Source organism: Cyanobacterium sp. IPPAS B-1200 (assembly GCF_001747005.2).
In the GTDB taxonomy this organism is placed as follows: domain Bacteria; phylum Cyanobacteriota; class Cyanobacteriia; order Cyanobacteriales; family Cyanobacteriaceae; genus Cyanobacterium.
Window position 1 is genome coordinate 2,052,308 of record NZ_CP182899.1, and the last position, 21,799, is coordinate 2,074,106.

The window sequence follows — 21,799 nt, forward strand, 5'->3', positions numbered from 1 at the left end:
CTTGCCTAAATCGATTTAATTATGCCTACTCACTTCGTGAAAAATCATTATTTAACCCTTTCATTATCAACTTTTTAGTTACCCTAGTATGATTCTAAAAAAAAGTTTTTCATCCTCCACCCACCTATTCAAAAATTCCCTTAATAAATAACCATTCTGCTCCAATTGCTCAACATCCTCGGCTGAAAATTCTGTATAATATACCTTAAACCAAAAAATAGCTCATGTTTGATGCTAAGCTAGATAATTGGGCTTGTCGTTTAGGGGATTAACCCAAATCCCACACAGTAGAAAGTGAAAAACCAACAGTTTAACACTGAGGGAAATCATTTCACCAAAAACTGTGTCAAATTCAATAATAGAAGTATTAAATTTTTAAATTAATCTCTATGTTTATTTTTTCCAAATCACTTATAAATCTCCTTTGTAAGTATATGGGAAATATTTGTAATTATCAAAAAACTAAGTAAATTGAACACCTTTGAAAATATGCCTATGGTCAGTCAAACAGAAACCGCAAAAACCGATATTGGTTTTACCCATGAAGATTTTGCCGCTCTTTTAGATCAATATGACTATCACTTCAGCCCTGGGGATGTAGTACCAGGTACTGTATTTAGTATGGAGCAAAGAGGCGCTTTAATCGACATCGGAGCAAAGACTGCCGCTTACATTCCTGTACAAGAACTTTCTATCAACAGAGTTGATAACCCCGACGAGGTTTTACAACCCAACGAAACCAGAGAATTTTTCATCCTTACCGATGAAAACGAAGATGGACAGCTAACCCTCTCTATCCGCCGTATTGAGTACATGCGCGCATGGGAAAGAGTCCGTCAGTTACAACAAGAAGATGCCACCGTTTATTCCAACGTATTCGCTACGAACAGAGGTGGTGCTTTAGTCAGAGTTGAAGGTTTAAGAGGCTTTATTCCAGGTTCTCACATTAGTGCAAAAGATGCTAAAGAGGACTTACTCGGTCAAGATTTACCTTTAAAATTCTTAGAAGTTGACGAAGAGCGTAATCGTCTTGTACTAAGTCATCGTCGTGCGTTAGTAGAGCGTAAGATGAATGGTTTGGAAGTGGCTCAAGTAGTAGTTGGTTCTGTTCGTGGTATCAAGCCATACGGTGCCTTTATCGACATTGGCGGTGTTAGTGGTTTATTACACATCTCCGAAATCTCTCATGATCACATTGATACTCCTCACAGTGTATTTAATGTTAACGATGAGTTAAAAGTTATGATCATCGATCTTGACGCTGAAAGAGGACGTATTTCCTTATCTACTAAGCAATTAGAGCCTGAACCTGGTGATATGTTAAAAAATCGGGATTTAGTGTTTGAAAAAGCTGAAGAAATGGCTGCTTCATATCGTGAAAAATTATCAGCGGCTAGTGAAGCTCGTGAAGAGGCAGCGGCTGCCGTTGAAGAAGAAACGGTAGAAGTTGAAGTAGTAGAAAATGTTGCGACGGAAGAAACCAATGAAGTAGTGGAAGAAACTACCACTACCGATGAGGAATTAACTTCCACTGTAATCGAATAATTTAGTTTTATTATTTGCAAAATTATTTTATTAATCTTTATTGCAAACTAACTTAAGTATTATAGGAGGGGTCATCCCTCCTTTTTTTATTACTCACTTTTAACTCGCCGATTACGCCATACCTGCCAAGAAATGTAGATTAATAATATGGTAGCACCGATAACATAAACTCCTCCGCTGGGAAAACCAGAAAAAATCAGGGCAAAACTACCTACCCATAAGGTTAGGGAATAGATAAATAAAACAGTGAGTCTTTGAGATATTCCTGCGTCAAGAAGACGATGATGTAAGTGTCGTTTATCCGCTAGAAAAGGTGATTTACCTTGAATAACACGAGAAAGAATGACAATGGACATATCCACAATGGGCACAGCCAAGATGATATAGGGTAAAACTACAGCAGTCACGGCGGCGGTTTTGGCTAGTCCAATAACTCCAACCCCTGCTAAAAGAAACCCCATAAAATATGCTCCCCCATCTCCCATGAAAATTTGAGCGGGATTAAAGTTATATCTTAAAAATCCTAAAGCACCTCCTGCGAGGGCCGCGGCAATGAGGGCCGCGGCGGGTTGATTCATAAAGAGACTGACAATTAACATCACCACGGCGGCAATACCACAGACTCCTGCGGCTAAACCATCTAAACCATCAATCCAATTAATGGCGTTTACCATGCCCACTAACCAAATTATAGTGATAGGCAGACTAAGCCACCATTGATCTATCTGTACTAATCCAAAAAAAGGAATAGTAAGAAAATCAATTCTTACTCCTTGCCACCAAGCAAAACTAGAGACTACGGATTGTACAATTAACCTAAAACCAGCAGAGAGGCTGAATAAGTCATCAGCAAAGCCAATCAAGAAGAATAAACAAGCCCCAATAGTTACACCCCAAATTTCGGCATCTTGGTCGGGGGGTAAAATACCAAATCCTCCCATCCACCACACAATAAGGAGGGAACAGGTAACAGCGGCAAAAATGGCAACTCCTCCTATTCTGACGATAGGTTTACGATGTACTTTTCTGGGATCAGGTTTATCGACATAACCACTTTTAAAACCAATAGTTTTGACAATAGGAGTTGACCATAAGACAAGGTTCATGGATACCAAAAAGGCAACGAGATGATAGGTTTCTTGGGTAGGGGCAAATTCATAATTCATGATTGACGGTTAACGGTTATAGAAGGATGACAATCTTCGTTTTTTTGAGGTTGTGTTACTTCCACTAATTTTAAGTCATTTGCGATCATTATTTTAGAGATAGTTATTTTGTTCTATATCCTCTGTGTTTAAAAAAAGTAGTTAAGGTAAAAAATGTTGGAGGTTATGTTGTAATATTGATTCTTCACAAAATATGAAGTTGCTTAATAATGTCATAAAAGTATGAGGTTTTGAATGCTGGTTTTTGTGCTTCTATCTAATCTACTTTATCTGTGGCATGGTTAATTTATATTTGTCCATATTGTGGGTTTTTAATTTTTTCAAAATTTATGTTGACATTTTTATTGAAGGTTAGTTACAATATATAACTGTGAAAACAAAGGGGTCGATGCCCGAGTGGTTAATGGGGGCGGACTGTAAATCCGCTGGCTATGCCTACGTTGGTTCAAATCCAACTCGGCCCATATGCCTTTGTAGCTCAGTGGTAGAGCACACCCTTGGTAAGGGTGAGGTCACGAGTTCAATCCTCGTCAAAGGCTTTGGAAAAGTAATAATATAGGGTAGTGGTGGACAACGATGTCCACCATAATTTTTATTAAGGGGAATGCTGTAATGGTATGGAGTAATTACCATGCAAGGTTACATCAACTTTTAAAAAATAGACAAATTTTACCGAAGTTTAGCAAAATTTTGGTCGGGTTATCAGGGGGACAAGATTCTCTTTGTTTGACTCGTCTTATGCTAGATTTACAGGATAAATGGGGGTGGAAGGTGGCGATCGCCCATTGTGACCATAATTGGACCTTGGATGAGGGTTTAGCGGAACATATCGAAGCCATAGCCCATGATTGGGGTTTCGATTTATATTTGGAAAGGGCAAAGGAGAAAATACCTGAAAAAGAAGCATCAGCAAGAAAATGGCGTTATCAGGTGTTAAAGGATGTGGCAGTAAGTTATGGTTTTGATTATGTTATTACGGCTCACACTAAGAGCGATCGCACAGAAACATTCTTATATAATTTAATTAGAGGTTCAGGAAGTGACGGTTTAACCTCTCTATATTGGACAAGAAAATTAGCTGATGAGGTGGAGTTGGTGCGCCCCCTGTTGGGTTTTAGTCGTCAAGATACAGGAAACTTTTGCCAAAAATATCACTTACCCATTTGGGAAGATAGCTACAACCAAAATAACAAATTTGCCCGTAACCGCATTCGTCTTGATTTGATTCCCTATCTACAAAAAGAATTTAATCCCCAAGTAGAAAACCACATTGCCCAAACTACCGAAATTTTGAGGGCTGACCGAGAATTTTTAGATTCCCAAGCTCAATTAATTTTAATAGAAGTAGCTACAAATCAAGATACCATTGACCGTAAAAAGTTACAGGATAAGCACCTAAGTTTACAAAGAAGGGTGATAAAACTATTTTTAGGACAAAATTTAGCTAAGATGCCAACTTTTGAGCAAATAGAGGCAGTTGTTAATTTAATTGATGCTCCTAATGGTTCTCAAACCTCTAGTTTTGGGGGAGGAAGGGCGATCGCCGTTAGACAAAATCACATTGTTGTAATTAGGTGTTGATGACAAAGTGGGGTTATGGTGTTAATTGATAATGGTAAATTGTTTCTTGATTCCCCGCGCGACCCCAAAAATTTTACCCTCAACGGAGGTAATCCTTTAATGATATACTCTAGGGCAAACGGTAGTAAAAATATCTCATGTTAGCAGTAGCAATACTTGCCGCAGGCAAAGGAACTAGAATGAAATCCCAACTTCCGAAGGTGTTACATCCTTTAGGAAATAAAACTTTGGTCGAAAGGGCGATCGCCTCTTGTGAACTGATAAAACCCGATCGCACCGCCATCATTATCGGCTATGAAGGAGACAAAATAAAAGAAGCCCTCCATCACCTTCAAGGAGTAGAATTTGTCGAACAAAAAGAGCAACTAGGCACAGGACACGCCATTCAACAGTTACTCGAACCCCTCAAAGACTTTTCAGGGGATTTATTGGTTTTAAACGGTGATGTACCCCTATTACGCCCCGAAACTGTCCAAAAATTGATCGCTACTCATAAGGAAAATAAAAACCAAGCAACCCTCCTCACTGCCAATTTATCCAACCCCACGGGTTATGGAAGGGTATTTTGCGACAGTACCAATATTGTTAAACAAATTGTAGAACATCGAGACTGTAGCTCTGCCCAAAAACAAAATCCCCGAGTCAATGCAGGAGTATATTGTTTTAATTGGGATGCCCTCAAAGAAGTATTACCCAAACTCAGCACCAATAATGACCAAAAAGAATATTATCTCACCGAGGTAGTGGACTATTTAAACCCCGTCATGGCTCTGGATGTAGATGATTCTTTAGAAATTAATGGTATTAATGATCGTCGTCAATTGGCCGTGGCCTATGATATTTTACAAGCAAGGGTAAAAGAAGCGTGGATGATGGCAGGGGTAACCATGATTGACCCTGATAGCATTACCATTGAAGATACTGTCACCCTTGGTAGTGATGTGATTATCGAACCCCAAACCCATTTAAGGGGTAATGCAGTTATTGGTTCAGGGTGTCACATTGGACCAGGTAGTTTTATCGAAAATAGTCACATTGGCGAAAGTGTTAAGGTGTTTTATTCCACCATTACCGATAGTCGGGTGGCTTCGGGTAGTAAAATAGGTCCTTATGCTCATTTACGGGGACAGGCAAATATTGGCGAAAATTGTCGTGTCGGTAATTTTGTGGAGGTAAAAAAATCCACCATTGGTAATAAAACGAACGTGGCTCATTTATCTTACATTGGCGATGCAACCCTCGGAGATCAGGTTAATGTGGGGGCTGGTACTATTACCGCTAACTATGACGGGGTTAATAAACATCCTACGGTTATAGGCGATCGCACGAAAACTGGTTCTAATAGTGTCTTTGTGGCTCCCGTTACCATCGGTGAAGATGTCACCATCGGTGCAGGTTCAGTCATTACCCATGATGTGCCTGATGGGGCATTGGCGATCGCCCGTCAAAAACAAAAAAATATAGACCACTGGAAATCGAGAAGTAAATAAATGACATTTCAAGATAGTTATGGGGTCTGTCTTTTATTTTTAAGTCCCCCGAATTCACGGGGGATTTAGGGGGATTATTCTGTATTGCATTGTGAGCATAACTAATTCCCTCCAAGCTACTTTGAGTTCCTAGTCTTCTAGTAAATTGTCTAACATATCTCGATCAGTAGAGTAAATCATCTCATCTTCACTGAGAATTTTTTGGGTGGCAAATTGACGGGCATAATTAATTTTAGGCTGTAATTCTTGTTTATTTTCTATCAATAAACCAGCCCTCTCTTGTCTATTTTCATTACGCTTTTCAATTTTATTATTGCGAGTTTGAAGCCAAAAATAACGAATTAAAGGTACTGTTAAATAAGCCACGGAATAACTTACAAGAATAGGATAAATAAAACGTACAAAATCCACAAAGGAAACTAAATCGGGAGATAAGGCTGATATATCTTGTTGTGTGAGGGAATAAAATACTAGCACCAAAATAAAGTAAACAGCACCTAGTCCAAATGCCATAATTTTTTGAGAACTAGTAGCAATACTAAACTGCCATTTATTTTCTTCGAGATAAGGAGCAATAGAGCTTTTTCCCTTGACACTTGCCTTAACCTGTAACTCAGGGAAGTAGTAAATAATATCTCCTGTTTCCGACACTTCAGGATAACCATTAAAACGAGTGAGGACAGGTAACATATAATCTTCATCCCTTTCGTTATAGATGTTGATATTATCGAGATAAGGGGCAATTTGTTCGGCTATTACCGCACCTTGATTATTTTGAATTACCGCCCCAATTTCTTGCCATCTTCTTTCCTCTAGATTAGGGTTGGGGTTACCGTCGCCAAATAAGAATGAATAAATACTTTCAAGGAAATTTAACTCACTTTCTTGTTTTTGTTGGGGGGGTACATTGCCCTGATAGGACTGTTGATAATAGTAATTATTGCGATGGTATCGAGGGCTAAAAATAGAGAAAGAATTAGGCATCAGCCAAAAATTTGGCATAAACATCATTCCACCGCCTCCCCGAGAATTACTACTGCGATTATCGTTATCTCCCCTAGATGCAGAAAGACCAATCACGATAAGGGCGATCGCAATGGCTAAAATTACAATAGATGCTATCAACAGAATACCAAAAGAAATACGAATCAGATAAAAAATAACCTCCCATGCCTTAGAAAGCCACTGTTTTGCCCTCAACTTCCAGTAACGATTCCGTAATATAGTCCGAAAATCGTTGGGGAAAGCGTAAACCATATCCCCCGTTTGGGCTACCTGTAAATGCCCTCCTGCCTCCGAGGCAAGGGCTAACAACTCCCGTTGGGCAAGGGCAACATCTAAGCCACTCTCCGAAGCGACATCACCCACCGTGACACGATAATCTAATTTTTCTACAGATTTCATAATGGCGGGATTGGGGTTCATATTTTGTCTCCTAATAACTTTTGCATCCTTTTTTTAGTATAGAAGTTTTAATACAAAGTCGTTGGCTGAGAGTCGAGAGGGATAAATGTCTGTTTCTTGATGCTTTTAAAGATTTGAAAATATCTCATAGAATGATTTGAAGTAGCAATTCAAAACATCATCTTTAACAATTCAATATGCGTAAATTTATTTATTTTGCCCTAGCATCCTTTTTCCTTGTAATATCTTTTGCAATTTTCAACATCAATAAACCTACCCCCGCCACTGCTTCCGACTATGTTAATTATATGGCAGAAGCTCACAAGGGCGATCGCCCCGTACCCACAGGCATCATCTCCGACACGCCCAAAACAGAGGTAGTGGGGGAAATGGTAGAGTATGCCCAAATTGATGGGGAGATGGTATCAGGTTATATTTCTCGTCCTGCGGGGGTTGAGGAGCCATTACCAGCGGTTATTTTGATCCATGAATGGTGGGGATTAAACGATAACATTAAGGCCATGACAGACAAAATGGCAGCCGAAGGTTATGTCGCCCTTGCCGTTGACTTGTACAAAGGAGATGTAGCCGAAACTCCTGACGAAGCCATGGAATTAGTACAAAATGCGATCGCCTCTAGCCCCGAACTAGAAGACAACCTCACCCAAGCCTACGACTACCTCAAAAACGAAACCAACGCTCCCAAAGTAGCTTCCATGGGTTGGTGTTTTGGCGGATTATGGTCATTAAATACAGCCCTCCTGTTACCCACCCAATTAGATGCCACCGTAATTTATTATGGCGGTAATATCACCACCGATCCCGAAAAATTAGCTACCCTAGAAATGCCTATCCTCGGTATTTTCGGCGAACTAGATCAAAATCCCTCCGTGGAATTAGTTAGGGAATTTGAACAGGTTTTACAAAGTCTTGACAAAGAAGTAGAAATCCACATCTACGAAAATGCAGATCATGCCTTTGCCAACTCATCAGGCAATAGATACAACCCTGAAGCTGCCCAAGACGCTTGGGAAAAAACCACCGAATTTTTAACAACCCATCTTCAACAATAAATTTCAAATCCTAGGGTGGGCATTGCCCACCATCACAAAAAAAATAGTCAACTATAATATCACTGTAATTATTTATACTGCCCTATGTCTAAGCAAAAAATATTAGTCGTCTTAACCAGCATCGAAAAATACCCCAGTCTCAACCGTGCCACAGGATTATGGCTAGGGGAAGCCGTCCATTTTGTCAAAAAAGTGGAAGAAGCAGGTTACGAAGTTGACTACGTCAGCCCCCAAGGAGGTTATACTCCCATTGACCCTCACAGCTTAGCCATGGCTGATGATACCGATTGGCAATGGTATCAAAACAAAGATTTTATGAATCGTTTGGGCAATACCCTTAAACCTAGTGAAATTAACTCTGATGATTATGTTGCCATCTATTATGCTGGTGGGCATGGGGTTATGTGGGATTTTCCTGACAACAAGGAATTACAGACTATTGGCCAAAAAATTTATGAAAATGGCGGTTATGTTTCGGCAGTGTGCCACGGTTCAGTGGGTTTATTAAATACTAAGTTATCCGATGGCAATTATTTAGTCAAAGGTAAAAAAGTAACAGGTTTTTCCAATGAAGAAGAAAAACAGGTGGAATTGGATAAAGCAGTGCCATTTTTGACGGAAGATGCTCTAGTAGAGAAGGGGGGAATTTATGAGAAAGCAGCTGAGCCTTGGGGTGTTTTTGTGGTAGAAGATAATAGAGTTATTACTGGTCAAAATCCCGCCTCTAGTGCGAAGGTAGCTGATTTATTATTAGAAAATCTTGCAAAGTAAAATTTTGATGAGGGTAGGTGTTAGGTAAGTTTAACCATTCGTTATCCATCTATTATTAATTCCTTAAGTTGTACATTGCCCATTGAATTGGTAAACTACGTAATGTAAATGTAAAATTGTTGGCTCAGGGTTGGACTAATCCCCAAGAGATATTAAATTAATAGCGATGAGTGATTATATTTTTGGTCGAGTTTTGACGGCAATGGTGACACCTTTTAATGAGGATGGCTCTGTTAATTATGGTGTTGCGGAAAAATTAGCTAGTTATTTGGTGGATAATGGTAGCGATGGCATCGTTGTATGTGGTACTACGGGAGAATCTCCAGCCCTTGAGCATGAAGAAAAAAATGAACTTTTAAAGGTCATTAAGTCCGCTGTTGGTAATCGGGGTAAAATTATCATGGGTACGGGTTCTAATTCTACCACCAGTGCGATCGCCCTTACCCGTGAAGCTGAAAAAATAGGCATTGACGGTTCTTTACAAGTGGTGCCCTATTACAACAAACCCCCCCAAGAAGGCTTATACCGTCACTTCGGTGCGATCGCCTCTGCCTGTCCAGATGTACCTATCATGTTATACAACATCCCTGGCAGAACAGGAAAAAATCTCGAATCTACAACCATCGCCCAACTAGGTGAAAAATTTGATAACATAGTGGCAGTGAAGGAAGCTAGTGGAAATTTGGAACAAGCAGCCCAAATCAACGCCCTTTGTGGTGATGATATGTTAATCTATTCAGGAGAGGACTTTTTAACCCTACCGATGATGACCGTGGGAGGTGTCGGAGTAGTTAGTGTTGCTAGTCATCTAGTGGGTAACGATATTCAAGTCATGATTAGAGCTTACGAATTAGGTAAAAATAAATTAGCTCAAGAAATTCAACAAAAATTACATTCCATATTTAAAGTATTGTTTTGCGACACCAATCCTATTCCCTTAAAATCAGCCCTACAACAATTAGGATGGAACGTTGGTGGTGTTAGATTACCGTTATCTCCTATTTCTGAAGACCACGCATTAGAAGTGAAAAAGGTTCTTCAGGAATTAGATTTATTATCAAGATAATTTAACAATTAATAGACTAAGTATTTTAAAATTTTAAAGTTTTTCTACCTAGGAAAAAGAGTTTTCGGTTCATAAAAAAAGGAGGTCATACCAAAAATCAACATATTCCATACAACATTATCAATAAATAACAGTACACTTTTATGCATTTCAAAAAACTACGGACTTAAGCGTCTGTAAAAAAGTCAAGCTCAAAAGCTATGGTTATGTTAAATAAATCAAAAATAAAATTTTTCTAGATAAAATTAACTCATGAAGAGCTTTAAATATCTAGTAAAAAATCCTCATCTATAATGAGAAAAAAGGATTATTAAACAAAATTAATTCCTTACAAAAACACATTTTTAGCAAACAAATAATTTATGAATAAAGTTTACAAAATTCAAGGCAGAAAGAGAAAAACAAGCGATACTACCCCTAAACCCACAAAAACATTGAAAGATACCCCAAAAATTAAAGTCAAGACTGGCGAAAAAAATAACCAAGAAATCCAAAGCAATAAAAACGCCCTCAGAGTAATTCCCCTAGGTGGACTCCATGAGATTGGAAAAAATACCTGCATTTATGAATACGAAGACGAAATAATTTTGGTAGATGCGGGAATTGGTTTCCCCACCGATGGAATGCACGGTATTAACGTGGTATTACCTGACATGACCTATTTACGGGAAAATAATCATAAAATTAAGGCTTTTGTGGCTACCCATGGTCATGAAGACCATATCGGCGGTATTCCTTATCATTTAAGACAAATTGATACTCCCATTATCTATGGGCCTCGTCTTGCCATGTCTTTACTCAGAGATAAATTAGAAGAAGCAGGACTGAGCGATCGCACTATAATTAAGACTGTAGGACCCAGAGAAGTTGTTAAAATCGGCAAACACTTCCAAGTAGAATTTATCCGCAATACCCACTCCATCGCTGATAGTTTCACCCTTGCTATCCATACCCCCGTAGGTGTTCTAATCCATACAGGGGATTATAAAGTAGATCACACCCCCGTAGATGGCGAATATTTTGACCTCCACCGCCTCGCCCAATTAGGAGAAGAAGGAATACTATGTATATTCGGAGACTCCACCAACTCTGAAGTACCTGGCTTTACCCCTTCTGAGAGATCCGTTTATCCTAACCTAGAGAAAATCTTTTTACAATCCCACGGGCGCTTATTACTTACCACCTTTGCCACCTCCGTCCATCGGGTGAATATGGTCTTAGAATTAGCTCAAAAATATAACCGTAAGGTTGCCATCGTCGGGCGCTCTATGTTGAACGTCATCGCCCATGCCCGTAATCTAGGATATATCAAATGTCCAGAAGACCTCTTTATCCCCTTGGGGGCTATGAATCGGCTTCCCGATGAACAAGTATTAATCCTCTGTACAGGCTCTCAGGGTGAAAAATTTGCTGCCATGACAAGGATTTCTAGGGGTGAACATCGCCAAGTAAAAATCCGTCAGGGAGATACTGTCATTTTCTCCGCCAATCCTATTCCAGGTAATACTATTCCCGTAGTGAACACCATTGATAGGTTAATGATGCAAGGGGCAAATGTACTTTATGGCAAAAATTTAGGGATTCACGTATCTGGCCATGGTTGCCAAGAGGATCAAAAATTAATGTTAGCCCTCACCAAACCTAAGTTTGTTGTCCCTGTCCACGGGGAACATCGTATGCTGGTTAAACACGGACAAACTGCCCAAAGTGTGGGTATTCCCCCTGAAAATATCGTTATCATTAACAATGGTGACACCATAGAATTAACCCCTGATACCATTCGCAAAGGGCCTAAGGTGCCTTCTGGTATTGAATTAGTCGATAACTCTGGTATTGTCCACAGTACCCATGTGATGGAAGAAAGAACTCAAATTGCTCAAGATGGTGTCATTACCGTAGTTGCAGCGGTTAACTATCAGGGCAGACTATTAGAAGAGCCTCAAATTAATCTTCGTGGGGTTGTTAGTAAAATTGAGATGTCCATGTTGAAACGGTTGATTAGCCGTAATGTTGATAAGACTATAGGCGATCGCATCAAGAGTGCTTTATTATTGAATGGTAATGAAGAAATCAACTGGTCGAGTATTCGTCTTGATGTAGAAGCTAGTTTAGACAGATTAATTCAAAGGGAATTAAGAAGTAATCCTTTGGTTGTCTTCATGTTACAAGTACAACCAGACATCAACGACAACAACAGCGATGATGATGATGATAACAGCGATGGGGAAAATAACGGTGATGGTAAATTTACTCGCCGTCGTCGCTCTGTAGTTACCACCTACTAATAATAATTAGGTAGATAATTCCACGATATTAAATGGGGACGTAGTACATAAACTATTGCGTCCTCATTTTATGTAAACAAACAAAAAATAAATAATTGTTTTTACTGAATAATCATAAATATACCCACACAAGTTATGATACAACCTGCGGAAATATTTATTATTTTACCCATTTTTTGATCGATTAAAAACTTTGACTTACCCGCAATAAAAGCATAAATTAATTTCACGCCTCCCACGCTCAAAATTGTTATTAAAATGATAATAAGGGTGTCAAAAAAAGAAATATTACTGACATCTACAAAAGCAGGTAAAAAACCTAGGTAAAAAAGGGTTGCTTTTTGATCTCCAAGGGTAATAAATAATCCTGTTAAAAAACTGGAAGAAAGAGATTTTATATCTGCTTTTTCGAGGACTTGATTATTAGTTTTTGCTTTAAAAATAGTAATCCCAATAAATATCAAATATATTCCGCCGATATACTTTATCAACACAAAAAAGTTTCCCATGGTGTCTTCCAAAAAAGACAATCCCCAGAGGGTAATTATGATAAAAATAATATCTCCTGCAACAATACCAAGGGTAGTAAAAAAACCATGGATAAAACCACCCCTAGCACTCTTGGCAGACACAGTTAACACACTAAGACTAGGGATTGATGCTAGTATTGTCATAGCCCCAAATAAACCCAGAATGTTAGCCCAAGTCATATTAAAAATTGATATTTAAAAATAACGTTTTTTTGACAACAACACAGTTAAAACGAAAAAATTATAAATACAATACTGAGATATTAAAACCTCATTATTCTTAATATCTGGAAAATTGAGCCAAACTCCAATCAGGGCGCAAATTTTGGGCTTTGCGTAAATAAGGGTGATAAATTTCGCTAGGAGGTTTGGTGGTGTTGAAGTAAATTAGAACTCTGATACAACGCTCTAGGCTACCTTCTACCTTCATTTGTTGTAAGTCGAGGAGGGGTACATTGGCCCAGTGGGGACGCTCCCGTGCGATCGCAGCAGGGAAGGCTATATCTAAATCAGGGGTAGCAGTAAAAATAACACTAATGACATCATCATAATCAAGTTGATTGCGAGTCTCAATTTCCATCATCAACTCACTGATAGCATCTCTCATGGCATCAATAGTATTACTCTGAGCTGTAGTTGCCCCTCTAATTGCCCGTACTTTCCACATGGGTGACATTACTCCTTTCCCGACTGAATGCGAATGATCATAAACTAAGGACGATATAACCATAAAGGTTGTCCATTGGTTGCAACTTCAAATTCTAACCAATTAATAGCTGAACCTACACCTGATTTTACCTGACTACGACCATTAAGCAAACGATTAATTAATGGTTTTGGTTCCTCGATAGTGTCGCATTCGGTTTTTTCAGGATCCAGTTTAACCAACTCACAAGCCCAACGACGGGCATCTTCTTCTCCACCGAGTCTATCTACCAATCCTAATTTTAAAGCCTGTTCTCCGCTAAAAATACGACCATCAGCAAAACTCTTCACTGTTTCTACAGATAGATTACGTCCTTCGGCAACGGTTTGCACAAACTGTTCATAACTGCTGTCAATCAGTTGTTGTAAAATTTCCCTTTCTTCTGGGCTTAAATTGCGATCAAAGGACAATATATCTTTATAAGGGCCAGATTTTATCACCTGAAAAGATACCCCTACTTTATCCAACAACTTTTCTAGGTTATTACCCCGAATGATAACCCCGATACTGCCTGTAATGGTGCCAGGGTTGGAAACAATGTGATTTACCCCTACCCCAATATAAACTCCTCCAGATGCAGAGATATTACCAAAACTAGCAACTATCTTGATTTTCTCTCCCAACTTTCTCAGGGCTGAATATATTTCCTGAGAGTCCGCAACAGTACCTCCGGGGGAGTCGATGCGCAATAGTAGGGCTGGATATTTTTTCTCTTCAACAGTTTTTAATGCTTCTAAAACCTGTACACGGGTACTTGAGCCGATAGCTCCATTAATTTCAATTTTGGCAATTTTCTTTTTTGTGTTGGGTTTAAAGGGCCAGATCATTCTTATTTTTTTACGGATTCTTTGATGGTAGTATGAAAACTCCCCTGATTATAGCAAGGTTAAGGATGGGATCAACTTATCTTTGGTTAAAAAGTCCCTTATTTTCAGTTACTTATTAATAAATCCCACTACTTTTCATCGTTACAAAATAGATCCTCTTCTACAATCATCACAGATTTTATTTTATTTTCCGATTTTTATTGATCCACAAAATCGCATTCTGAATATTTCATTCTTTTTTTTTACCCTATTCTTCTTTCCCACAATCCCCTACCCTTATTCAGCAACAGTAAATTTCAATATCAATCATAGAGAAAAGTATGCGTTTTTATCATTTTATTTTAGCATTTAATTCATATAAAACTGCGGATGGTAACAATTGATACCGAGAAATAATTGTAAAGAAAATATAAATTTAACAACGATTTAATTAATATGTCTTAACGTAGCGAAGAAAAATGAGCAGATTATCCCGCAGAAAATTCCTTGTCACCAGTGGTTTAACAGCCGTAGGAGCGGCCATATTACATGGTTGCGGTGCAGACAATGGCACAACAACCGTCGAACAAGTAGAAACCATTGACATGGGAGAAAACGCTCCCGAAACCACTTCTGCCAAGTTTGGTTTTATCGCCCTCACCGATGCTTCTCCCTTGATTATTGCCCTAGAAAAAGGGATTTTTGCCAAATATGGTATGACCGATGTGGAAGTATTAAAACAAGCCTCTTGGCCCGTTACTCGAGATAATATTGAGTTAGGTTCGGCGGGTGGTGGTATTGACGGGGCGCACATTCTAACTCCCATGCCCTACCAGATGACATTGGGAACCACCACTAATCAACCTGTACCGATGTATATTTTGGCTCGTCTCAATACCAATGGTCAAGCAATTTCCGTTAGTAACGCTTTCCCTGATATAACCTTGGATTCTGCCGAAAGATTACAAGAGGCGGTGGCTCAAGCTACTGCGGAAGGTAGGGACTTCACCGCAGCGATGACTTTTCCTGGGGGGACTCACGATTTATGGATGCGTTATTGGTTAGCAGCTAACGGTGTTAATCCTGACGGTGATGCTTCCGTGGTACCTGTACCCCCTCCACAAATGGTGGCAAATATGAGAACGAATACCATGGATACCTTCTGTGTAGGAGAGCCTTGGAATGCTCAGTTGGTAGGACAAGGGGAAGGATATTCTGCCCTTGTGACTGGGGAGTTATGGAACAATCATCCCGAAAAAGCCTTTGCGATGCGTAAAGATTGGGTTGACCAAAATCCAAAAGCGGCTCGTGCTTTGTTGATGGCGGTTTTAGAAGCTCAACAATGGTGCGATCGCCCCGAAAACATCGAAGAAATGTGTCAAATAGTATCCCAAAACAGATGGTTTAGAGTACCTTACGAAGACATCGTCGAAAGATCTAAAGGAAATATTGATTTTGGTACAGGGAGAGTAGAAGAAAACTTTGAATATGCCATGAAATTCTGGCGCGACAACGCTTCCTATCCCTATAAAAGTCATGACCTATGGTTTTTAACCGAAAATATCCGTTGGGGTTATATTCCTGCGGATACCGACACCCAAGCCCTCGTAGATGAGGTTAATAGAGAAGACTTGTGGAGAGAAGCCGCCGAGGCGATCGGCACTCCCGCCGATCAAATCCCCACCGAAACATCAAGGGGAGTGGAAACCTTCTTTGATGGCACTACCTTTGATCCCGAGAATCCTCAAGCCTACTTAGATAGTCTCGAATTCAAAGCAATTTAAAAAAAAGGTTTTAGGTGTTAGGTATTTATGGGAGTAATAAGACATTTATGAAAGTCAAACTCCCCTGTTATCAATTATCAATTATTAATTAAATATCATGGTTGCTCAAACAGGTTCACTCAAAAAAAATAATCCGATCAATTCTGTCTTAAAAGCTGTTTTCAAATCTCCTCAAAAAATTATCGCGCCTATTGTCGCTTTATTTATTCTGTTAGTTATCTGGCAAATCCTAGCATCCCCCGAAGATATGGCATTACCTACTCCCATCGAAGTAATCCAAGACACTTGGGATCCCTACATCATTGATCCTTTCTTTGATAACGGCGGGGTTGACAAAGGATTATTTTGGCAAATTCTTGCCAGTTTAAGAAGAGTCGCCATTGGTTTTTCTCTCGCCACCGTTGTGGGTATTGCCTTGGGAATTTTAATTGGTAGTAACAAATTATTTTACTCCGCCCTTGACCCCATATTTCAGGTACTAAGAACCATCCCCCCCCTTGCATGGTTACCCATTTCCCTCGCCGCCATGCGTCAGGCTGATCCTAGTGCTATTTTTGTAATTTTTATCACTGCAATTTGGCCCATCATTATCAACACCACCGTAGGAGTGCAACAAATTCCCCAAGATTATCGTAATGTTTCTAGGGTATTGCATCTTTCTAAAATTACATTCTTTTTCAATATCCTTATTCCTTCCACCCTTCCCTATATTTTCACTGGCCTAAAAATCGGTATCGGCTTATCTTGGTTAGCAATTATTGCCGCAGAAATGTTGGTAGGTGGTGTGGGTATCGGTTTCTTTATCTGGGATGCCTACAACAGCGGTTTTATGTCAGAAATCATTATTGCCCTCATCTATGTGGGAATTATTGGCTTACTTCTCGATCGCCTCGTAAGTTTTATTGCTTCCTTAGTGGTTGCCGAAGAACAAAAGTAGAGTTTAGGGAATGGGAACAGGGAATGGTTAAACGATATTTAAAATCAACACTTCTCTGTTTTTAGCTCCTCCAGTGCATATAAAAGTTTTTATTATCAATAATCCATTATCCATTATCAATTATTATCATGTCTTCATTTATAGAAATTGATCAACTAGACAAAGTATTCCCCCTCCCCGATGGCGGTCAATATATCGCCCTCAAAAATATTGATTTAAAAATCAAAAAAGGGGAATTTATCTCTCTCATCGGACACTCTGGGTGCGGTAAATCCACCCTTTTAAATATGGTATCAGGGTTAGACTTGCCTAGTAATGGCGGGGTAATCCTTGAGGGAAGACAAATTCAAGGGCCAGGGCCCGATCGCATGGTAGTCTTTCAAAACTACTCCCTCCTGCCATGGTTGAGCGTAAGGCAAAATATCGCCTTGGCAGTCAATGAGGTGATGAAAGATTTATCCCCCGCCGAGAAAAAAGCCGTAGTCAATCAGGCCATTACCATGGTGGGTTTACGCCATGCTGCCAACAAAAAACCTGGTCAACTATCGGGGGGTATGAAACAGCGCGTTGCGATCGCCCGTGCCTTAGCCATTAAACCCAAAGTATTACTACTAGACGAACCCTTTGGAGCATTGGATGCCCTCACCAGAGGTAACCTACAAGAAAAGTTAATGGAAATTGTGGAGCAGAACCATGTAACGACCATTATGGTAACCCATGATGTGGATGAAGCCCTATTATTATCAGATCGGGTAGTGATGCTCACCACAGGACCAGAAGCCCATATTGGGCAAATCCTCGAAGTACCGATCCCCCGTCCACGACACCGCCTAGAGGTAGTAAATCACCCCAGTTACTACGCCCTACGTAACGACATGGTCTACTTCCTCAACCAACAAAAACGATCCAACAAAACCAAAACTGTGGTGGGTCCTCTTACCATCGCCGCCAATGGCTTAGAAAAAATCAACCTCAATTTGGGCTTTATGCCCCTTACCGATTCTGCACCCCTCATCATTGCCAAAGAAAAAGGTTTCTTTGAGGAGGAAGGATTAAGCCAAGTTACCCTTAGCCGTGAGAAAAGTTGGAAAACTATCTGCTCTGGGGTAGTCGAAGATCGCCTTGATGGGGCTTCTATGTTGGCAGGAATGCCCCTGAGTATGACCCTTGGGGCAAGGAATAAAACTCCTGTTTCCGTGGTGACAGCCATGGTACTAAGTCGTAATGGTAACTCTATTACTTTAAGTAAAAAATTCGCTCAACAAGGAGTAAAAACCCTCGAAGACTTACAAAGAGCGATCGCCTCTACCCCCGACGCAGTCCACACTTTTGGCATGGTTCACCCCTCCTCCATGCACAACCTCATGTTACGTTACTGGTTAGCCTCTGGAGGCATCGATCCTGATCAGGATGTGGCTCTTTCCGTCATTCCCCCTGCCCAAATGGTAGCAAACCTCAAGGCAGGAAACATTGATGGTTATTGTGTGGGAGAGCCTTGGAACACCCATTCCGTGTTGGACGATTATGGATATGTCATCGCCACCGACTTAGATATATGGGCAAGTCACCCCGAAAAAGTGTTGGGAGTCAAAGAAGAATGGGCCAATAAATATCCCCTTACCCATATCGCCTTGATTAAAGCCCTCATCAGAGCCTGTGAATATTGCGATGATCGCCGTAACCGTCAAGAAATTTTAGAAATTTTGGCAAAATCAGAATATTTAGGAGTATCCCCAGAATACCTCAAACCAGGTTTTACAGACCCCTATCGCCGTAACTTAGAAGATGAACCAGAAAATCTTTTCCGTTACAATCAATTTTTTGTAGATCAAGCCAATTACCCCTCCCGCTCAGAGGGATTATGGGTACTAACCCAGTTGGCAAGATGGGGTTATATATCCTTCCCTCGCAACTGGATCGAGGTACTAGAAAGGGTGCGCCGTCCCGATCTTTTAGGGGAGGCTTTACGTCAGTTAAATTTACCTGATTCTGCTCCCAGTCGTCAGAATATAACCTTCTTTGATGGTATGGTATTCAATCCTGATGATCCCCTCGGCTACCTTGAAAGACTTAGTATTAAACGAGATTTTCGAGTCTCGGAGGTACTTTTGGATCAACCAGTAGGATAGTTTTTCAACCATGATCTTTCTTAATAAGGCAAAAGAACTAAGAATGGACAATTAATTTTTTTCTTTCCTTATTTTGAATAATAAAATTTCTATCACAAACAAATTAGGTATAAGGACAATGCAAACCGTGGCAAATTCTCAAGTTAAATTATCAAAAGAAGATCAGGCTTTTTTAAATATCAGTGGCGTTTCTAAGGTATATCCCACCGAAAAAGGTGAATATGTAGTTTTAGATGGGGTAGATCTTCAGGTTAAAAAAGGTGAGTTTATCTGTTTAATCGGTCATTCTGGCTGTGGCAAATCAACCCTTTTAAATATGGTGGCAGGTTTTCATGGCCCTTCTAGTGGCACTGTCACTCTCCATGATAAAGCCATCACCGAACCAGGACCAGACCGCATGATGGTGTTTCAAAACTATTCTTTGCTACCCTGGAAGACTGCTTATGAAAATGTTTATCTGGCCGTGAATACGGTATATGGGGATAAGTCAGATTTAGAGAAAAAGGAAATTGTTAATCATCACCTAGAAATGGTGGGTTTAACGGAGGCTGCCCACAAAAAACCAGGACAAATTTCGGGGGGGATGAAACAAAGAGTGGCGATCGCCCGTGCCTTAGCCATCAAACCAGAAGTATTAATTTTAGATGAACCTTTTGGAGCGTTAGATGCTATCACCAAGGAGGAGTTACAGGAAGAATTATTAAAAATTTGGGCTGATAATGGTTTGACGGTGTTAATGATTACCCATGATATTGATGAAGCCTTATTTTTAGCTGATCGCATCGTCATGATGACCAATGGTCCTAGTGCTAAAGTTGGAGAAATTATGGAACTTCCTTTTGATCGCCCTCGCATTCGGGATCGTGTCACCGAAGATCCTCGTTATTATGAATTACGTAACGAAGCCATCGACTTTTTGTATAATCGTTATGCTCATTCTGAAGATCCCAGCGATGCGGAAGAGATTGAGATGGAAGAAGAGTCGAGTAATAAAGGTAAAATATTTGGGGCGATCGCAGGGGTTATTTTAGCTAGTATTGTAGGGATAACCATGTGGCAATCCTTTTCTAATCGTCCTACTGCCACTCCAAACAGTGTAGAGTCCGTTAATTAGGTTTTGATGAATAGGTGATGGGGCAAATTTTTCAGAACCCATTACCAACTATTGGGCTGAAAACTATCCCCATGGAAGATGTCCACAGTTTTTCCATAGAAAGTTTGAGCCATGACGGTCTCACTTAAAATCTACTAACTAATCTTCTGAAGTACAATAAAAATTTGGAAGTAAAAATTAATTTTAGTTAAACATCTATTTAATGCTTAAAATTTTAGTAACTGGGGCAACGGGTAGAACAGGCTCATTAGTAGTCAAAAAATTGCAAACCCAAAGTAATGATTTTCAAGTAATAGGTTTCGGGCGATCGCACGAGAAAGTACAACAAATTTTTGGCACCACAAAAGATTTTTTAATCGGAGATATATTGAGCGAAAACGACCTAGAAAAAGCCATGGAAGGATGTCAAACCTTAATTATTCTTACCAGTGCTACCCCCCAAATGAAAGGCATTCCCCAAGAAGGAAAACGACCAGAATTTGAATTTCCTGACCATGGGACACCCGAAATAGTTGATTGGCAAGGACAAAAAAATCAAATCGACATTGCCAAAGAAGTAGGCATCAAACATATAATTTTAGTCGGTTCAATGGGTGGAACAAATCCGAACCATCCCCTCAATAGCCTAGGAAACGGCAACATCTTATTATGGAAACGTAAAGCAGAAGAATATTTGATTGGCTCAGGCATCGACTACACCATTATTCGAGCAGGAGGCTTATTAGACAAACCCGACGGACGCAGAGAATTATTAGTTGGGAAAGACGATAATTTCTTAAACTCCCCTCCCGATGGTGTACCCACTTCCATTCCTCGGGGTGATGTGGCAAACACTGTTATAGCGGCGCTCACTGCACCTAATGCCCGTAATAAAGCCTTTGATTTGATTTCGAAGCCAGAAGATTTTCCCCATAGTGAAATAACCAAAGATTGGGATAAATTATTTTATCAAACAACTTCCTCGCTTTAGAGTCTATGACCGAGATTTTTTTTTCTTTTTCTTATTAAAACTCCAACTGTGGTGAAAGAAGTAGTTAAAAGGGGTTAATATCGCTGTACAAAAAATATTGGCCAATAAATAGCCGACTTTTGCTATATCTACCAAAAAAAATACCCCTAGTATATTAATAAAGTGACTGGAAGCCATTACGCTGTAAAATTTCCATAACTCTCGCCAAAATAATTTTTTTCTAGTTCTAAAAGTTAACTTTTTATTTAAATAAAAACTAACAAAATTTACTAAAAAAATTGCAATCATAGTTGAAATTAAGTAGTTTATTTTTAATATAGAAGTTAAACTGTATAGTATTCCTAGATGTAATAAACCACATAGTCCCCCAATAGCTAAAAAGTTAGTGATTTTTGTTTGATTTAAACTTTTTTTTATTTTTTGTATCATTGCAAATGAGTTT

The 21,799-nt window shown here is 39.6% G+C and carries 18 protein-coding genes and 2 tRNA genes; 14 read left to right on the plus strand and 6 right to left on the minus strand.

The features are described from left to right. Positions 1–495: 495 nt before the first annotated feature. Positions 496–1,545 (plus strand): 30S ribosomal protein S1, encoded by a 1,050-nt coding sequence (locus A5482_RS09420; protein ID WP_069789295.1) that lies wholly within the window; start codon positions 496–498, stop codon positions 1,543–1,545. An 89-nt stretch (positions 1,546–1,634) separates the two neighbouring features. Here the strand turns inward: A5482_RS09420 and A5482_RS09425 are convergent, their stop codons facing one another. Beyond that, a complete protein-coding gene (locus tag A5482_RS09425) occupies positions 1,635–2,711 on the minus strand; it encodes a glycosyltransferase family 4 protein (protein ID WP_069789283.1) in 1,077 nt (358 codons plus the stop codon). A 382-nt stretch (positions 2,712–3,093) separates the two neighbouring features. Between A5482_RS09425 and A5482_RS09430 the strand changes: the two genes are divergently transcribed. The 4 genes from A5482_RS09430 to glmU all read left to right on the plus strand — a co-directional run bounded on the left by A5482_RS09430 (position 3,094) and on the right by glmU (position 5,782). Next, positions 3,094–3,175: transfer RNA gene (locus A5482_RS09430), tRNA-Tyr, on the plus strand. A gap of 3 nt (positions 3,176–3,178) precedes the next feature. Continuing rightward, positions 3,179–3,250: transfer RNA gene (locus A5482_RS09435), tRNA-Thr, on the plus strand. Between the two features lie 37 nt (positions 3,251–3,287). Next, a complete protein-coding gene (gene tilS / locus A5482_RS09440; protein ID WP_242411861.1) occupies positions 3,288–4,292 on the plus strand; it encodes a tRNA lysidine(34) synthetase TilS in 1,005 nt (334 codons plus the stop codon). A gap of 137 nt (positions 4,293–4,429) precedes the next feature. After that, positions 4,430–5,782: a bifunctional UDP-N-acetylglucosamine diphosphorylase/glucosamine-1-phosphate N-acetyltransferase GlmU gene (glmU, locus tag A5482_RS09445; RefSeq protein WP_069789282.1), complete on the plus strand. Its 1,353-nt coding sequence runs from the start codon at positions 4,430–4,432 to the stop codon at positions 5,780–5,782. Positions 5,783–5,911: 129 nt separating this feature from the next. Here the strand turns inward: glmU and A5482_RS09450 are convergent, their stop codons facing one another. Beyond that, positions 5,912–7,207 (minus strand): hypothetical protein, encoded by a 1,296-nt coding sequence (locus A5482_RS09450; RefSeq protein ID WP_069789281.1) that lies wholly within the window; start codon positions 7,205–7,207, stop codon positions 5,912–5,914. Positions 7,208–7,383: 176 nt separating this feature from the next. Between A5482_RS09450 and A5482_RS09455 the strand changes: the two genes are divergently transcribed. The 4 genes from A5482_RS09455 to A5482_RS09470 all read left to right on the plus strand — a co-directional run bounded on the left by A5482_RS09455 (position 7,384) and on the right by A5482_RS09470 (position 12,381). Further along, a complete protein-coding gene (locus A5482_RS09455) occupies positions 7,384–8,259 on the plus strand; it encodes a dienelactone hydrolase family protein (protein ID WP_069789280.1) in 876 nt (291 codons plus the stop codon). 84 nt (positions 8,260–8,343) lie between these two features. After that, a complete protein-coding gene (locus A5482_RS09460) occupies positions 8,344–9,030 on the plus strand; it encodes a type 1 glutamine amidotransferase domain-containing protein (RefSeq protein ID WP_069789279.1) in 687 nt (228 codons plus the stop codon). A 166-nt stretch (positions 9,031–9,196) separates the two neighbouring features. Next, positions 9,197–10,096 carry a 4-hydroxy-tetrahydrodipicolinate synthase gene (gene dapA / locus A5482_RS09465; protein WP_069789278.1) on the plus strand — a complete coding sequence of 300 codons (900 nt, stop codon included), beginning with the start codon at positions 9,197–9,199 and terminating at the stop codon, positions 10,094–10,096. A gap of 362 nt (positions 10,097–10,458) precedes the next feature. Next, positions 10,459–12,381, plus strand: a complete 1,923-nt coding sequence (locus A5482_RS09470; protein WP_069789277.1) for a ribonuclease J — start codon at positions 10,459–10,461, stop codon at positions 12,379–12,381. 101 nt (positions 12,382–12,482) lie between these two features. Here the strand turns inward: A5482_RS09470 and A5482_RS09475 are convergent, their stop codons facing one another. The 3 genes from A5482_RS09475 to sppA form a co-directional block, all read right to left on the minus strand. Beyond that, a complete protein-coding gene (locus A5482_RS09475) occupies positions 12,483–13,091 on the minus strand; it encodes a LysE family translocator (RefSeq protein ID WP_069789276.1) in 609 nt (202 codons plus the stop codon). A 100-nt stretch (positions 13,092–13,191) separates the two neighbouring features. Continuing rightward, a complete protein-coding gene (aroH, locus tag A5482_RS09480) occupies positions 13,192–13,587 on the minus strand; it encodes a chorismate mutase (protein WP_069789275.1) in 396 nt (131 codons plus the stop codon). A gap of 35 nt (positions 13,588–13,622) precedes the next feature. Continuing rightward, on the minus strand, positions 13,623–14,444 hold the full coding sequence (gene sppA / locus A5482_RS09485; RefSeq protein ID WP_069789274.1) for a signal peptide peptidase SppA: 822 nt from the start codon (positions 14,442–14,444) through the stop codon (positions 13,623–13,625). Between the two features lie 458 nt (positions 14,445–14,902). Here sppA and A5482_RS09490 point away from each other — a divergent pair, with 458 nt between their 5' ends. The 5 genes from A5482_RS09490 to A5482_RS09510 all read left to right on the plus strand — a co-directional run bounded on the left by A5482_RS09490 (position 14,903) and on the right by A5482_RS09510 (position 21,357). Next, on the plus strand, positions 14,903–16,207 hold the full coding sequence (locus A5482_RS09490; RefSeq protein WP_069789273.1) for a CmpA/NrtA family ABC transporter substrate-binding protein: 1,305 nt from the start codon (positions 14,903–14,905) through the stop codon (positions 16,205–16,207). Positions 16,208–16,304: 97 nt separating this feature from the next. Next, positions 16,305–17,144: a nitrate ABC transporter permease gene (gene ntrB, locus A5482_RS09495; protein WP_069789272.1), complete on the plus strand. Its 840-nt coding sequence runs from the start codon at positions 16,305–16,307 to the stop codon at positions 17,142–17,144. 128 nt (positions 17,145–17,272) lie between these two features. Next, on the plus strand, positions 17,273–19,273 hold the full coding sequence (locus tag A5482_RS09500; RefSeq protein WP_069789271.1) for an ABC transporter ATP-binding/substrate-binding protein: 2,001 nt from the start codon (positions 17,273–17,275) through the stop codon (positions 19,271–19,273). Between the two features lie 118 nt (positions 19,274–19,391). Further along, on the plus strand, positions 19,392–20,387 hold the full coding sequence (locus A5482_RS09505) for a nitrate ABC transporter ATP-binding protein (protein ID WP_069789270.1): 996 nt from the start codon (positions 19,392–19,394) through the stop codon (positions 20,385–20,387). Between the two features lie 202 nt (positions 20,388–20,589). After that, positions 20,590–21,357, plus strand: a complete 768-nt coding sequence (locus A5482_RS09510) for an SDR family oxidoreductase (protein ID WP_069789269.1) — start codon at positions 20,590–20,592, stop codon at positions 21,355–21,357. Between the two features lie 3 nt (positions 21,358–21,360). Here A5482_RS09510 and A5482_RS09515 read toward each other — a convergent pair whose 3' ends face one another. Beyond that, positions 21,361–21,786 carry a GtrA family protein gene (locus A5482_RS09515; protein ID WP_069789268.1) on the minus strand — a complete coding sequence of 142 codons (426 nt, stop codon included), beginning with the start codon at positions 21,784–21,786 and terminating at the stop codon, positions 21,361–21,363. Positions 21,787–21,799: the final 13 nt, after the last annotated feature.